Genomic DNA, 14,929 nt, shown 5'->3' on the forward strand with positions numbered 1-14,929 from the left:
TTGTCTCCGGCAGCTCTCCATTGCGTTCATGGCCCGCGCCTGTCACGGCTAGAAGCCGCTGCCGCCGAGGAGTCGGAACGAATCGAGGCGTGGATTGACGATCGTGTTGAAGATTGACCCGAAGGTGTAGCTCACCCCGACGAACGTGAAGTACTGAAAGCCCGTGGCGAGTGCGCGTTGACGGACGAGAATCTCTTCGTTGCTGAGCTGAGCGCCCGGCAGGTAGATCTGATCGCGCACACGCGAGTAGCGTCCGTCGAGCGTCAGCGCGAGTCCGCGCACCAGCTGCAGCCGCATGGAGCCGCCGAATGACAGTTCGTATCGATTGAGATCGTGAAGGAACTGTGAGCCACGCGCCGAGAGATCGAGACTCCCCCACTTCTGCCGCACGTTGGTGGCAACGGTGAGCACGTGACTCGGGCGTTGTTCGGCCGTGCGTCCCAGTACCGTGCGCTCGAAGTACTGGAAATCGTTCCAGGTCACGGCGTAGCTGGCCGTCAGCTGTCGGCGCGTGGCCTCCTGCCATGGAAAAAGATTTGCTTCGACGACCGGGCCGCCTCGGATCGCCATTTTGGTGTTGAGAAAGTCGCTCCGTCGCGCCGACCCGACGACCCCCAATGACCAGCGCGGCGAAATCGAGCGCACACTCCGGAGCCGTGCGCCTTCGTTGCGCAGGATATTCGTGAACTGTGTTGCGTCACCGTCACGCCCGCGGAGTGTGAATCGGGATTCGTTGTATTCCGTCTCCACGCCCGCCACCAGCTTCCAGCGATCCGTAATCCGCCGGGCTTCGAAGGTCGCGCCGAGATTGGTGAAGCGCTGTTGCTGCTCACCATTGAGGAACGTGTTGACACTGGTTTCGAAGGTCCAGAAGTCCCACGGATCGCGAGTCGTCGCGGACGTCTTTTCCTGTGCCGCAGGCTTGGTATAGTTGATCGTGAACTGCGAGGCCAGCGACGTCTGTTTGATGAAGGGGTAGAGTCCGCGCACGAACAGCGTCGAGAGTGCGCCCCGGATGTCGTCTTCAGAGGCATTCGGCAGCGTGTTCACGGTCAATGTGTCGACCAGACCAGCGAAGCGTTCGCGACCGATAAACGCCACAGTCCATTCGGTGCCACCGCTGCCGCTGGTCAACGTACTCACCAGCAATTGCACATCGGCAAAGAGCCGGTCGCGCGTCCAGTCGGCGAAAGGCAGTTCCACGATGTAATAGTCGAGCGCGCATCCGGGCAGCCCCGGGCAGTCGAGGAACACGCGCAGTGCAGGTTGCGTCTTCGGCAGCACAGGTGATGTGGTGGCCGTTCCGCTCCCCGTGCTCGACTGCGCCCGCAGCGGCAGTGGGGCGAGTGCAATGCTGCCAAGTATGACAGCCACTGTGGCCGCGACTGAACGTCGAGCAATGAAAGTGAACATGAGAGACGGGCCGAGGGGAGCCGTTCCAAGTCATGGCAACAACGGCGTGATGGCGGAACGCGCGATCGTTGATAACTCATCGGCGTGCAATACCGTCACAAATCCTCAGCTCGTCCCAACCGGCCCAGCGTTTCCGAACCCGATGACAACGGACTTTGCGGCGGGGGGATGCTCCGCTGACGCCCGAAGTGCCGGCGGCTAGTGCCCCGGTAATTCCGGCATGCGGGTCTCCCCCGACGTCACGCCCAATCGCGCAATGATTTCGGTGGCGGACGGATAACGCGAGGTGAGTTCGTGTACAGGTCCCGCCTCGAAGCAGCCAGGCGAGAAGCCGGGGGCCATGGTGCATCCGTACAAGGCGTAGTCACCACCGGGTTGGAGTGCTCCCGCCTGCCATGTTCCTGCCGGCACAACACACTGCACTGCCTGGCCGGCGAGTGGATCGGTGCCCATCAGCACTTCGCTGGTGCTGCCGTCGTTGTGCAGCAGATACAATACGAACGGATCACCCGCGTACGCGTGCCATACCTCGTCGTGCGTCAGACGATGAAAGCGCGACACACTCCCCAGGCTATCAGCGAAGAGCCCAATCATGGCTGTGCCGACAGGACTGCCGCTGGCAAGTGTGTCCGCGGTTCGCCACGTCTCGCGATACAGGGTGCCTTCGAGGGGCAACCGCAGAAACCGGTACTGGCGGAGCAGCGCCATGGTGGCGGCTGACACGGGCTGTCCGCTGACATGGTCGAGCTCCATGACATCTACGATGGCCGCCGCCTTGATGGGACCATAACAGTGCGGATACAGCTCACCGGGCGCGTCGGCCTTGGGCGCATCCGAAGGCAGCGGAGCCGGTGGTTCGTACACCAGCGGTGCAGTAAGCAACGTCGGATCAATGACCAGTACGACGACGTCTGGCACGCCGGCAAAGTAGGCATGGGCCGTGGGCCGCACCTGATGCGCACGCGACAGATGGATGAACCCCTCCTGGCCGAGACTGTCGGCGCGGTACTCACCGCTGGCCAGCGCGCCGTTGGCGGCCGCTCGGCTGCACAGATGAAAGACCGCGTGATCGGTGGGTGTCATTATGCCCCGAACTGCCGCAAGTGATGATCAAGATGCTTCCACGCCAGCTGCCCCCACTGCGGGCCGGTCATGGGGCCAAAGAGCGGGTGCGGCGGCCACGTGGGGCGTGAGGCTTCCCGCGCAAAGCGTTCGATCAGCGCGACAATGGCCTCGCGTTCGTCGCCCCATTCAGCCGGTGGGCGCGCAATGAGTTCGCGTGCCGTGGGGGCGCCCTTGGGAAACGGGATAACGTTGAGGAAAAGCCACTTCACGAGACCCAGTCGGGCCAGCGGTACGTTCTTGGCGGCGCAAGGCAAGTCGCCGTAGGCCATGCGCAGGGCATCCGCGCAATGGGCCAGCATTTGCGGCGCGGTCATGCGCCCCCACGCCGGCAACGCCGAAGGAGAAAGCTGGGAGATGCGCGCCGCAAGAGCCGTGCGGGTGCTGTGGTCGGCGAGGGTTGGCATATGAATCGTGTGATGAATCGAACGATGAACAGTACAGTGTAATGACTGTGCTACATCTTGCGCCCAAAGAAGTCGATTGCCGCTTCAAACGTGCGCATCCACGACTCGTGACGCAGAAACCCGTGCACTTCATCGGGGAACACCACCTGCTCCACGGGCACCTGCTGCGCGCGCAGCTGCTGAATGAGCGTGAGTGTTTCCACGAAGCGCACATTGCGGTCGTCGTCACCGTGAATGAGCAGTACCGGCGCGCGCCAGTTCTTCACCTGCGCCATGGGCGATGCCAGAAACGCCGTGCGTGTTGCCAGTCGGTTGGCGTGCACATCATAGTCCGGCACAAAGGTCTGAATGCCCACGTTCCAGTCGTGCACGCCGTGGATGTCCACCCCCGCCTTGAATAGCTCCGGATTGCGCGTGAGCCCCATGGCCGTGAGATAGCCGCCGTATGAACCGCCCCAGAGTCCAATACGGGTGCGATCTACATCAGGGCGGGCCCCCAGCCACTTGGCAGCAGCCACGACATCGCCGTATTCGCTCCCACCGGTCGCCCCTTGGCGAAGCGCCTCGCGGAATTCCATGCCGTAGCCAATGCCACTGCGATAATTGAGCGACAGCACGATGTAGCCGCGCAGTGCCATGGCCTGATTGAGTGCGTACGCGTGGTGGTAGTAGGCGCCGTAGTTCCACCCCAGCAGCATCTGACGGCGCGACCCGCCATGCAGGAAAATGACCGTGGGATACTTCTTGCCCGGCTGGGCATTGGGGGGCAGGAACAGTTGCCCGTACGACGTCACGCCGTCGGCGGCGCGCAGTGATACCGCGGTGGGGGTCACCAGCGACGCGGCGGGAAAGTCGGCGGGCATGCTCTCCGGGGCCAGCATATTCCAACGCGACGTTTGCAGCACAGCCGCGTGCGCCGGCTGTTTGGCATCGCTCACCAGCGCGTACGTGCTACCCTGGCTGGAGTACACCGGGCTCCACGCAATATGAGCCCCTGACGCGGTGGGTACCGGTGCGGCCGAGCCGTCGGCCACCACACTCATCACGTGGCGTCGGTCGATGTCGCCGATATTGGTGTTGTATAGCACGCGGGTTCCATCGGGACTGGTGGACACGAACTCCACTTCACCGTTGCCGGGAGTGAGTTCCTTGGCTGCGCCGCCGTTGGCGGAGACGCTGTAGAGGTGTACCCACCCCGTGCGTTCCCACGGAAAGACAATGCGGTCGCCCGCCATCCACTGCAGTTGGTTGTCCGCCACGATGGCCCAATAGGCACTGCCGCGTCCTGCCGTGGCCCGAAAGACTTCTCGCGCTTCACCAGTGGCGGCATTGGCCACCATGATGCCCCACGGCTGTGCAGATCGGGTGGCGCGGAATCCGAGGCGACGTCCCGCGTACGGCACGCGCAAGAACGCCAAACGCGATCCATCACGCGACCACACCGGCGCGTTATCCGTGTCGGTGCTGGGCGCCATCCAGCGCAATGCCTTGCTGCTCAGCGTGTACACACCCACAAAGCTGTGCGTCCCACGATTGGAGACGAACGCAAGCTGTTCGCCATTGGGTGACCAGCGAAGCGAGCCTCCGCTGCCACGCATGCGCAGCAGTTGTGACACGCGCACCGAATCGCCAGACGACGGCGACGCCATCCAGATGGCGCCGCGACGGAGAAACGCCACACTGGTTCCGCGCGACGAGGGCGTGGGACTGGACCCTTCCATCAGTCGTGTGGCCGGCGTGCCATCAAGGCGTACACGCCAGATGGCTTCTTCGGCGCCGGCCGGGTCGCTGGTGGGGTTGGGAGTTTCTCCTGCGCGGTTGGGGCCACCGCCACGCACAAAGTAGAGCGTGCGGCCATCGGCTGAAAACGCCAGCGATGTGAGATCCTGCCCGTCGTCCTGCGTGAACGCGGTAACCTGTCGTGCGTTGGGCTGCGTGGAGTCGGTAACCCAGATATTGCGCACGCCACGGGCGTTCAACACGAAGGCCACCGCATTGGCGGCGGGGGCGGCCACCAGGGTCGCGGCAAACGGTGCGCCGTCGATTTGGCGGATGGTGGGCTGGGCGGCCATCCGGTGCGGCACTGCCAGCGCTGCCATGAAGAGCGCAGCGCGCAGTGGATGACGAAGCGTACGGAGACGGGTGACCTGGCGAATGGCGCGGCGCATGGTGGCATTCAGCAGAGGGGAGCGTCTGGCGCCTGAGGGGCAAGCCAGCATCACGAACGGCCCCAAACATAGCTGCCGGGTGCGCGGTCGGTGATGCGTCCATCGACCCGGACATCAACTCGGCGCCGATATTCGTCGCGGCGAACGGAAACGTTGCTGCCATAACCCGCGTACGGCACCGGGTATTACTGTTCAGCAACCCGCTCCCTGGCTCTCATCCCCGCGCATGACTGTCCCTCTCATTGCTGCCCGCGACCTGACCCGACGCTACGGGGCGGTTACGGCCCTCGACGCGCTGTCGGTTACCATGGAGCCCGGCATTACCGGGCTGGTGGGAGCCAACGGGGCCGGCAAGAGCACACTGGTGAAAATTCTGCTGGGCATTGTGGACCCCAGCAGCGGGAGCGCCGGGGTCATGGGGCACGATGTGGTGCGCGACCGCGCGCAGATCCGGGCGCTGGTGGGATACATGCCGGAGCACGATTGCCTGCCTCCCGATATGAGCGCCACCGAGTTCGTGTCGTTCATGGCACGGTGCAGTGGGCTGCCAGTCACCGCGGCTCGCGAACGGGCGGCCGAGGTGTTGCGGCATGTCGGGCTGTTCGAAGAGCGCTACCGTCCCATGGGGGGCTACAGCACCGGCATGGCGCAGCGTGTGAAGCTGGCGCAGGCGCTGGTGCACGACCCTCGTATTCTCATTCTGGATGAACCCACCAACGGGCTCGATCCGGAAGGACGTGACGAAATGCTCGCCCTGGTCTCCCGGACCGGTAGGGAATTCGGGATTTCGGTGCTGGTGTCGTCGCACCTGCTGGGTGAACTCGAGCGCATCTGTGATCGGATTGTGCTCATTGAACAGGGGCGGCTGCTGCGCGCCGAGCAGGTGGGCGCGTTGACCACCGAAACCGGCACGCTGGTGGTGGAGCTCGACGGCGATGCCCCAGCCGTTGATCAGTTTGTGGCGCAGGTGGCGGCCAGGGGGTTGCTGGTGCAGCGCGAACGGCAGCGGGTGTTGGTGGAGATTCCCGAAAATGTTGATGCGGCGGGCATTCAGCAGGCCCATGACATTGTGCGCGACGCGGCGGCCGCCAGTGATGTGGGGCTGCTGCGCCTCGAGCGCCGACGCGGCCATCTGCAGGATCTGTTTGCGGGGGCCAATGCATGAGTGATGTGGCACAGACCGCCGTGTCGCAGGCAACCAGTACCATTCATGACCTCGGCTACCGCCGCTACGAAGGCGCGCGGGAGGGAAGTCGCGGGGCGTTTCGTGCGCTTTTCTGGCAGGGCTTCCGCGCCATGTTCGGCCTGGGGCGGCCGTGGAAAACCAAGGCCATTCCGGTGTTCGTGAGTGTGGTGACCATGCTGCCGGCGCTGGCCTCCGTGGCAGCCAGCGGGGCCACGCAGGGGCAGCTCCCCATTACGTACGCCAACGTGATTGGGGCGCAGTCGCTGCTGTTTTTGCTCTTCAGTGCCGCGCAGGCGCCGGAGATGTTGTGTCGGGATCAGCAGCACCGTGTGCTGCCGCTGCTGTTCACGCGCGACGTGACGCGTACCCACTACGCTCTGGCACGATTGCTGGCGCTGTTCAGTGCCATGTTTCTCGTGGCCGTGGCGCCATTGCTCATTCTGTACCTCGGCGAGATTGGCGTGGCGAAAGATCCCGGCGCCGTTTTTGACAAGATGGGTGGCAAGATTGGGCCGGTGTTGCTTTTCGCCACGTTGCTGGCCTGGGTCATGAGCACCGTGAGTGCGTTTCTCGCCAGCCTGACCCCGCGACGTGCGTACGCCACGGCGTCCATCATTGGCGTGTTTCTTTCCACCGTCGTGATTTCGCAGGGGCTGCAGGATCTGGCCGGTTTGTCAGAAGCCACCACCAAACTCATTGATCCCATTGAAACGCTGCGCACCACGGCCATGCAGCTGTTCGGGGAAACGAAACGGTGGATGGAACTCACGCCCCCGCCCTCGGTGTGGGTGCACGTGGCGCTGCTGACCACGCTGGGAGCCGTTGCGGCGATTGGTCTGGTGTGGCGCGTGCGTCGGGTGTCGGTATGACCGCCGCCCTGTCCAGCAGCACGCCACTGGTGTTTGAGCATGTGTCGCACTGGTACGGCGATGTCGTGGCGGTGAACGACATCTCGGCGGTTGTCGAGCCTGGGATTACCGGACTGCTGGGCCCCAACGGCGCCGGCAAAACCACGCTGCTGCAATTGGCGGCGGGGCTCATGCGCCCCAGTGGCGGGACGGTGCGCGTCTTTGGGGAATCGCCGGTCAAGAACCCCGGCATCTTCCGGCATGTGGCGCTGGTTCCGGAACGCGAAGCGTTGCCGGGCATGCTCTCCGCTCGCGCCTTTGTGGAAGCGCGCGCCACGCTGCTGGGGCTGCGCGACGTGCACGGCGCCGCCAAGGCGGCGCTCGAGATGGTGGAGATGGACACCGTGGCCGATCGCGCGGTGGCGGGTTTCTCCAAAGGTATGAAGCAGCGCACCAAGCTGGCCGCGGCACTCGTGCAGCGGCCACGCCTCGTACTGCTGGATGAGCCCTTTAACGGACTGGACCCGCGCCAGCGATTGCAGATGATGCAGCTGCTGGAAGCGCGCGCGGCGGAGGGTGTCGCCGTGCTGCTCTCCAGTCACATCCTTGAGGAAATCGAGGGGGTGGCGTCGCGTATTCTGGTCATGCTCTCGGGGCGGCTGGCGGCGAGTGGCGACCATCGCACGCTGCGTCGCATGATGACCGACCGACCGCACACTGTCCGTATTCGCGCCAGCGATGTGCGTACGCTGGCGGCTCGTCTCGTGGCACAGCCAGCGGTCATGGGAATTGATGTGGAGGGCACCGACGCGATGCATGTCCGTACCACCGACTACACCGCGTTCTCGCGGCTGCTGGTGCGCGCGGCGCAGGGTGATACCAGCAGTGGTGCCGCCAACGCCGCGCCCATCACGCTGTATGATGTGCAGCCCACCGACGAATCACTCGAACACGTGTTTGCCTATCTGGTGGAGCGCTGATGACCGTTCCCGTTTCCATGACACCCGCGCCGGCCTTTGGTCGCGTGTCGCTGATGCGCACCGCGCTGGTGCTCATGCGCCTGGCCTGGGCCCGTACCGGGTCGTGGCTGTTGCTGTTGGGCGTGAGCGCTCTGTTGTTGTTGCCGGTGCTCTTCTCGCTCATCTTCGCCAGCCGCGGCGCGCTGTCGGGTGATCCGGTGGATTTCCTGCTGGCCCGGTACGACACCATCGTGTCAGGGCTTGCCACGCCGCTCATTGCGCTCTTGCTGGGTACCAGCGCGTTCAGTGCTGAAACCGATGATGGCACGTTGCTGTACATCGTGACCACCACAACGCCGCGCTGGTGGATTGTGTCGGCGCGCCTGCTCTTTGCCGCGCTGCTTACAGGAGTGCTGGCCAGTTTGTCGGTGCTGGCGTCAGGATTTGTCGCCGTTGGCTTGAGCAATCCGGAGGGGATCGTCACGGCATTCTCCGTGGCGGTGTTCTACGGCGGCGTCACGTACTCGGCGTTGTTCACCATGCTCGCGTTGCTTACGCGCCGCTCCCTGGTGATGGGGCTGGTGTACGTACTGTTCTGGGAAGGGGCGCTCAGCGAGACCTTCCAGGCCATTCAGTTTCTGAGTGTGCGCAAGTGGATGACCGCCGTAGCCGAGCCGCTCATTGCAGGGGGCGGCGATGGCGTGGGGCCGTCGGCCACGTACGCACTCATTGCCGCCGCCGTCGTGGTGGTGCTCACCGTGTACGTGGGCGGACGCCGGCTGCACGAACCGCGCATGGGGCGGATCGGGTCGTAGGTCGTCAGCGATCTTTCTGCGCCATGGCGGCGCGCAGTTCGAGATCGGGGAGCACTTTGCGCAAGACGGCATCCACACTGGCCAGTCGGACGGCCGGTTGGCGTTCAGCGAGCAGCTGATAGCGCAGGTCGCTGTCAATGTCGATCATGGACGCAATCGTCCAGGCCAACTGCGATGGATCGTCGGGGAGTGTGGGGAGGGGGCCCGACTCACCGTTGATGGCGTGCACCGCCTTTACGACGCGCTTGAAATTCTGCGCCACGTCGTCGGAGGTGACGGCCAGTACCACCGCATTGGCGCCGGGGGTGTCGGCAACAAACGAGACCTCGGCGACATGATACGGCGCGTCGTCGGGCACAAACTCGTCGAGGGCAAAGCGCTCACGCCCCACAATGACAATGTTGGCACGGCCGTCGGGCATCATCTCCACCTCGGTCACTTCCGCCACGCAGCCCATCCGCCCAAGGGGCAGGTCGCGTTCGGGGACACCACTGATGCTGGTGAGTATCCCGAATCGCGAGTCGCCCTCGCGAATGTCCTTGAGCAACTGCCGGTAGCGCGGCTCAAAGAGGTGCAACGGCATCGTCGTGCCCGGGTAGAGCACGACGTTCAACGGGAAAATGGGCAGGCGCTGATCTGACATCAGCGAAATGTGGCGATTCGCTCGACGCTGTGCCGGTGGGAGCGGAAGCCATCGTCGGCGCCGCGCCCCAGGGCAACAAGGGCCGTGATGGTGGCCGTGGCCGGGATGCCCAGAATCTCCTTCACCTGGTCCGCCTGGAAGCCGAGCATGGGTGACGTGTCGAACCCCTCGCTCTTGGCGATGAGGAGCAGGTAGCCCAGGGCAATATTGGACTGGGCATTGGCCCAGACGCCGCGGGCTTCGGGGGTCATGGGGCCGAAGGTGTTCTTCAGCATGGCGATGGTGCCGGCCTTCTTGTCGGCGGGCAGATCGGGGTGCACCACCTCGTCGAGATGGGCCATGGTGTCTTCCATGTCGGCGTACATCGCCACGACCACCGGCGCATCACCTACCTGCTTCTGCCCGTAGGCCGCCGCGCGGAGCTGGTCTTTGGTGTTCTGATCGCGCACCACGACAAAGCGCCACGGCTGGAGATTGAAGGCCGACGGGGCGCGACCGGTGAGTTCGAGGAGCGTATGGATTTCCTCCTCAGTCACCGCAACGTCGCGGTAGCTCCGAACGGAATGGCGGGCGAGGGCGGCGTCGGCGGCGGAGAGGCGGGGGGTTGAGACGCCGTGTTCACCGGTCAGGAGGGCAAGCGCCGCGATATCGTTGGTAATCATCTTAGTGTTGTCCTGTTGTTGCGAGGTTGTTCGTGAAAACAAGGATTGAGGCAAAGAAAAGGTTCCAGGTACGTACGGTTCAGCTTCCGGGGCAATTCTTCCGGATGCTGTGCAGCAGTTCGGTGAGGCGATGGCGGTCGGCGTCAGCCAGCCCTTCAAACACCGATAGTTCGGCCTGAGCGACGCTGGGTGCGGCGAGTTCGAGCAGTTCGCGACCTTTGTCGGTCAGGAGCGTATGCACGACACGACGGTCATTCTTGTCGCGTGATCGCGCCACTAACCCGGCAGTATCAAGCCTGTCGAGCATTCTGGTCACGTCAGGACCTGGAGCGGCCAGTTGACGCCCCAGTTCACTGCAGCCAGCCCCAGCCCCGGCATGCCGATCGATCACGACCAGCAGTTCGAACTGGGCCGCGGTGATACCGAAAGGGTCGAGCGCTCGGGACAGCGAACGCTCCACGTGCGCCGCCGCCGCCCGGAGGGCGAAGACGGAGCTGGCCATGCAGGCCGCCGAAGGAGCGTTTGGGGTGTCGATCATCTCACAACTAAGTTTGTCGTTAAAACGAATATTGTCAAGCGCTGCATGCTGGCCGGCGCGCTTCTGCCGCTTTTATGCGCAGATACGCTACCACTGACCGCCGGCGCGCCATACATTGCCACTCCTCGCGGACGTTCGCGAGTCGTGCGGCGCCGTCGCCAAGTGGTAAGGCAGGAGACTGCAAATCTCCCACCGTCGGTTCGATTCCGACCGGCGCCTCTCATAACGCAGTTTGGAGTTTTGAGTGGTCAGTTGTGAGTTCGAAGAAGCGGGCGATTCCCTTTGGGAGCCGCCCGCTTTTCGTGGCGGTACAGTCGGACGCTAGTTCCAGAAGGCGCTGAAGTCGTAGAAGCTGGCGCCGCCCTGCGGATCATAGATGCGAATGACCGCCGTATAGCCGTTCCACGCCGAGGGCTGCTGCACAATCTGCACACTACCGCGACCGGCGTTGCGGTCGAGTGTGAGCGTGACATCCCGCGACGGCAACCCACTGCCGCGGATGTTGCTGTTCACGTCGTCCACCCGGTTGCCGCTCCGGGTAATGGCATCCACCCGGCGACCGGAGATGCGGATCTCCACCACATCGTCCACGCGACCGCTCCAGCGCAGCGCACCACTGGTATTGTTTCCACCGCGGTCATCGTAGCCACCGCGGTTGTCGCGGTCGCGGTCACGATTCCCGTTGCCGTTCCCCGGGCGATAGTCGCAATCCTGGCGCCCACCGCGCCCCCAGCCGCCCCCGCGTCCGTTGTTGTTGGGGCCACAGTCGTCATTGCGCCCCCAGCGATCATCGTCGCGACGGTCGTTGCGATTGTTGCGGTCATCACGGTCATCGCGACGGTTCTCAAACCGGTCATCGCCCGCCCAGTATGCCAGCACGCGATAGTTGTCGGCGCCACTGCGGGGGTCACGAATGCGGATGGTCGTGGTGTAGCCGTTGCGGGCAGAGGGCTGCTCCACCACATCCACACTGCCGCGGCCATCGGCCAGGCGCACCAGCACATCGCCCCGGCCACGCGGGAGCGGATCGTTCACGCGGGCGCGGTTGGGCAGCCTCGCGTCAGGGCCGGTCGTCCGGACATCACGGCCGCGCATGGTGATGTACACCTCGCGGTCCACCCGTCCGGTCCAGGTAAACAGCTGACGGTCAATTGGCGCGGCATGAGCCACAGTGGCCGCCACGACGGTGGCCAGCAACGCGCCGGTGGCCAGCGCGATGGGGAGGAGGCGGGGCGCCTCAACAGCGAGGGAGCGAAGGCGACGGGTCGAACGAAGCACGGTCATGGTGTCCTCTCGGTGACAGGTGCCTCTCCTTAAAGCATCGGGAATGCCACAATGCCGTGCCATGGGACCAAGCGTGGCACCGGACCCCGTACATGGGGTGTAAGTTGTTGTGCCTGCTCTGCTTCCCCGCTCTTGTGAAGCGTGCAGTGCCACGCGTTATTGCCCTCAACGCGCTTCCCGCTGTCCGAAATTCCGGACAGTTTCTGTGACCGACGGCGGACGACTGAGTGACGACACCCCTCCTGCTCATTTTGGTGGCGGCGATGGCCTTTCTGGCCACGCACGTCGCTTACGAATGGCTGGCCAAACGGCTGCTGATCGTGTCCGGCGCCGAATACCTGGTACTGGGCGTGCTGCTCGGACCACAGGTCACCGGTCTGTTCTCTCCCGGAGCATTGGAGGCGTTTCAGCCCATAGTCATCCTCGGCATTGGCTGGATGGGGATTACGACTGGCATGCCATTGCGGCTCCAGCAATTGGTGCGCATTCCTGCCGTGACGTATCGGCTCGCCCTGGTGGAGAGTGTGCTGACCTTCTCACTGGTCGCGGCCGGTGCCACCAGCGCTCTGTCGTACGGTTTTCAGACGACCACCACCCTGGTACTGGCCCCAGCCATGATTCTGGGGGCGCTGGCCGTGGCGTCTACCCCGGCGGGGCTCGATGTCGCGTTTGGCCGTGGCCGCCGCGGAGCCCCTGTTCTGCGCCAGATCGAAGTGGCGCACGGGATGGATGGTTTGGTGAGTGTGCTGGTGTTTGGTGTGCTCACTGCCTTCCTGCACACCGAACAGCCCGTAGTCATGCGTGCGCTGACCACGACGGAGTGGGTAGTAGTCACCCTGGGTATTGGCGTGGTGGGCGGCGCCCTCTTTCACCTGTTCCTTGGCGACGAACGCAGCACCGACCGGCTCTGGGTCGCGCTCGGTGGCGCCGTGATTCTCACGAGTGGCGCTGCCGCCTACCTCAACCTGTCACCGTCGCTGGCCACGCTGATCATGGGGATGGTCCTGGTCAACTCCCTTCGGCAGCCGGCACCGGTCTTGGAGGTGCTGCGCGCCGGTCAACGGCCGCTGTACTACGTGCTCTTGCTGCTGGCCGGCGCGTCCTGGCGCCCCGACGCGAATATCGTGTGGTGGTTGATCATTGCTCACTACGTCATTCTCCGGACGCTGGCCAAGCTGTGGGGCACCGGGATTGCGACCTGGTTCAACCGCGCTCAGCAAAGCGTGGGGCTGGACTGGGGGCGCGCCCTCATTGGGCAAGGGCGGCTGACCATCGCACTGGCTCTCGACTACTCCCGGCGTGACCTCCCCTTTGGCGAAGTGATCTTCACCTGCGCGGCGGTCTCGGTGCTGTTTACCGAATTCTTTGCCGCGCGGTTCGTGCGTTCGGCGGCTGAGCCGCTGCTCGCGCCGCTGCAACAGCTGTCGGTAACGACCGACGCGGTGGTGGACAGCGTCACGGAAACCGTGGCGCACGCCCTGCCGGGCCTGCGCCGTACGACCACGCCTCCCGTGGCCGTGCCGGACGAGGGACAGTCGTAATGCGTCGCCTGGTCATTCTGCTCATTCTGTACGCCGTCATGCGGGGCGTGTTCGAGCTGGCCAGTGCGTCCGCCGGCACGCCAACGTTGATGCTGTTCGGCTTCCTGATTCTGGGAGCCTACAGCGTGGGAGAGCTGGTCAAGCCCCTCGGGATCCCGAAGATCGTGGGATACATGGCGGCTGGCATTCTGTTTGGGCCGTCGGCTTTGGCGTATGTCTCAAAGCCGGCGCTGGCAGAACTCACCCCCGTGAGCAATCTCGCGATCGCACTCATTGCTTTCCTGGCCGGCGCAGAGTTGCAGTGGTCGGAAATTCGTCAGCGCGGTGTGGCGATCCTCAAAATGATGTCGGCCGAACTGCTGCTCTGTTTTGTGGGAGTGGCAGGCACTTTGGCATTGTTGCGTGGACAGCTGCCGCTCCTGGCGCAGGCGCCGGCGGCCGAGGTCTTTGCCTTCTCCCTGCTGTTCGCAGCCGTCGCGGTGGTGCACTCACCGGCGGCAACCATTGCCTTGCTCTCCGAATCGAAAGCCAACGGCCCGGTGGCACGCTACACGCTTGGTGTGGTGCTCGTCATGGACGTTGCCGTTGTGCTCATCTTCACCGCAGTATTGTCGTCCGCTCGCGCCCTCGTCCCGCCAAGCGGTGGCGGAGGAGGCGTCCAGGTCGGAACGGTACTCTGGGAGATTGGTGGGGCCGTGCTGGTGGGTGGCGTGTTGGGGGCGGCCGTGTCTCTCTATCTGCGCTTCATCAGCCGAGAGCTGATGATTCTGGCCTTGCTGGTAGCCTTGTTGGGGGCGGAGCTGGCGCGCGTGCTCCATGTGGAAACGTTGCTCACGCTGCTCGTGGCCGGCTTCGTCACCGAGAACGCCGGTGGGGGGCGCGGCGAGAACTTCCGGCACGCCATGGAGCGCGCGGCGGCGCCCATTTTCGTGGTGTTCTTTGCCTTGTCCGGGGCGCGTATTGATCCGCTGGCGGTGCTGCCGTTATGGACCATCGTGGTGCCAATCGTCCTCGTGCGCATCGTCGCCATTTGGGGGGGCATCCAGCTTGGCGGGCGGTGGGCCAAGCTGGATCCGGCCATTCACCGGCACGCGTGGTATGGCCTGGTTTCTCAAGCGGGCGTGGCGTTTGGGCTGGCGGCCGTCGTTGCCGACGTGTACCCGGCGCGCGGTGAGACGCTCCGCGCGTTATTGCTGGCCACGATTGCGATCAATCAGACGATTGGGCCGATCCTCTTCCGCTTCGGGTTGCAGCGCGCGGGGGAGCTGAATGCGGAGAGCCCATCTACGCCGTTGCAACAAATACAGACTCACAACGCTCACCCGTAAACCGGAACGGATCGG

General features: G+C 64.3%; 14 protein-coding genes and 1 tRNA gene. 7 read left to right on the forward strand and 8 right to left on the reverse strand.

Annotation, left to right across the window (positions count from 1 at the left end):
* Positions 1-48: 48 nt before the first annotated feature.
* The 4 genes from GEMMAAP_RS02100 to GEMMAAP_RS02115 form a co-directional block, all read right to left on the reverse strand.
* Complete coding sequence (locus GEMMAAP_RS02100) at positions 49-1,374, reverse strand: hypothetical protein (RefSeq protein WP_145978958.1); 1,326 nt, start codon at positions 1,372-1,374, stop codon at positions 49-51.
* Between the two features lie 237 nt (positions 1,375-1,611).
* Positions 1,612-2,496 carry a cupin domain-containing protein gene (locus GEMMAAP_RS02105; RefSeq protein ID WP_053333960.1) on the reverse strand — a complete coding sequence of 295 codons (885 nt, stop codon included), beginning with the start codon at positions 2,494-2,496 and terminating at the stop codon, positions 1,612-1,614.
* Positions 2,496-2,942, reverse strand: a complete 447-nt coding sequence (locus GEMMAAP_RS02110) for a DUF1569 domain-containing protein (RefSeq protein WP_075071389.1) — start codon at positions 2,940-2,942, stop codon at positions 2,496-2,498. Before GEMMAAP_RS02110 ends, GEMMAAP_RS02105 begins: the two co-directional genes overlap by 1 nt.
* Positions 2,943-2,992: 50 nt before the next feature.
* Positions 2,993-5,110, reverse strand: a complete 2,118-nt coding sequence (locus GEMMAAP_RS02115; RefSeq protein WP_053333961.1) for a S9 family peptidase — start codon at positions 5,108-5,110, stop codon at positions 2,993-2,995.
* 226 nt (positions 5,111-5,336) lie between these two features.
* On the opposite strand from GEMMAAP_RS02115, the gene GEMMAAP_RS02120 reads away from it, so the two are divergent.
* From GEMMAAP_RS02120 to GEMMAAP_RS02135, 4 genes are read left to right on the forward strand one after another with little or no spacing between them, the layout of a single operon-like run.
* The gene (locus GEMMAAP_RS02120; RefSeq protein WP_026849233.1) at positions 5,337-6,275 is read left to right on the forward strand and encodes an ABC transporter ATP-binding protein; all 939 of its coding nucleotides are present in this window, start codon (positions 5,337-5,339) and stop codon (positions 6,273-6,275) included.
* Positions 6,272-7,165: an ABC transporter permease gene (locus tag GEMMAAP_RS02125; RefSeq protein ID WP_053333962.1), complete on the forward strand. Its 894-nt coding sequence runs from the start codon at positions 6,272-6,274 to the stop codon at positions 7,163-7,165. The genes GEMMAAP_RS02120 and GEMMAAP_RS02125 overlap by 4 nt, the downstream gene beginning before the upstream one ends.
* Complete coding sequence (locus GEMMAAP_RS02130; protein ID WP_026849234.1) at positions 7,162-8,124, forward strand: ABC transporter ATP-binding protein; 963 nt, start codon at positions 7,162-7,164, stop codon at positions 8,122-8,124. Before GEMMAAP_RS02125 ends, GEMMAAP_RS02130 begins: the two co-directional genes overlap by 4 nt.
* Positions 8,124-8,918, forward strand: coding sequence for an ABC transporter permease (locus tag GEMMAAP_RS02135; protein ID WP_053333963.1), 795 nt, complete (start codon positions 8,124-8,126; stop codon positions 8,916-8,918). Before GEMMAAP_RS02130 ends, GEMMAAP_RS02135 begins: the two co-directional genes overlap by 1 nt.
* 4 nt (positions 8,919-8,922) lie before the next feature.
* Here GEMMAAP_RS02135 and GEMMAAP_RS02140 read toward each other — a convergent pair whose 3' ends face one another.
* From GEMMAAP_RS02140 to GEMMAAP_RS02150, 3 genes are all read right to left on the reverse strand, one after another.
* Positions 8,923-9,561, reverse strand: coding sequence for an LON peptidase substrate-binding domain-containing protein (locus GEMMAAP_RS02140; RefSeq protein ID WP_026849235.1), 639 nt, complete (start codon positions 9,559-9,561; stop codon positions 8,923-8,925).
* Positions 9,561-10,223: a nitroreductase family protein gene (locus GEMMAAP_RS02145; RefSeq protein ID WP_053333964.1), complete on the reverse strand. Its 663-nt coding sequence runs from the start codon at positions 10,221-10,223 to the stop codon at positions 9,561-9,563. Before GEMMAAP_RS02145 ends, GEMMAAP_RS02140 begins: the two co-directional genes overlap by 1 nt.
* A gap of 79 nt (positions 10,224-10,302) precedes the next feature.
* Positions 10,303-10,761 (reverse strand): MarR family winged helix-turn-helix transcriptional regulator, encoded by a 459-nt coding sequence (locus tag GEMMAAP_RS02150; protein ID WP_053333965.1) that lies wholly within the window; start codon positions 10,759-10,761, stop codon positions 10,303-10,305.
* A 148-nt stretch (positions 10,762-10,909) separates the two neighbouring features.
* On the opposite strand from GEMMAAP_RS02150, the gene GEMMAAP_RS02155 reads away from it, so the two are divergent.
* Positions 10,910-10,980: transfer RNA gene (locus tag GEMMAAP_RS02155), tRNA-Cys, on the forward strand.
* A 102-nt stretch (positions 10,981-11,082) separates the two neighbouring features.
* Here GEMMAAP_RS02155 and GEMMAAP_RS02160 read toward each other — a convergent pair.
* Positions 11,083-12,045 (reverse strand): hypothetical protein, encoded by a 963-nt coding sequence (locus tag GEMMAAP_RS02160; RefSeq protein WP_026849237.1) that lies wholly within the window; start codon positions 12,043-12,045, stop codon positions 11,083-11,085.
* 227 nt (positions 12,046-12,272) lie between these two features.
* Here GEMMAAP_RS02160 and GEMMAAP_RS02165 point away from each other — a divergent pair, with 227 nt between their 5' ends.
* Positions 12,273-13,586 (forward strand): cation:proton antiporter, encoded by a 1,314-nt coding sequence (locus GEMMAAP_RS02165; protein ID WP_026849238.1) that lies wholly within the window; start codon positions 12,273-12,275, stop codon positions 13,584-13,586.
* A complete protein-coding gene (locus GEMMAAP_RS02170) occupies positions 13,586-14,914 on the forward strand; it encodes a cation:proton antiporter (protein WP_026849239.1) in 1,329 nt (442 codons plus the stop codon). The genes GEMMAAP_RS02165 and GEMMAAP_RS02170 overlap by 1 nt, the downstream gene beginning before the upstream one ends.
* The last annotated feature ends 15 nt before the right edge of the window (positions 14,915-14,929 follow it).

It is taken from the genome of Gemmatimonas phototrophica (genome assembly GCF_000695095.2).
GTDB lineage: Bacteria > Gemmatimonadota > Gemmatimonadetes > Gemmatimonadales > Gemmatimonadaceae > Gemmatimonas > Gemmatimonas phototrophica.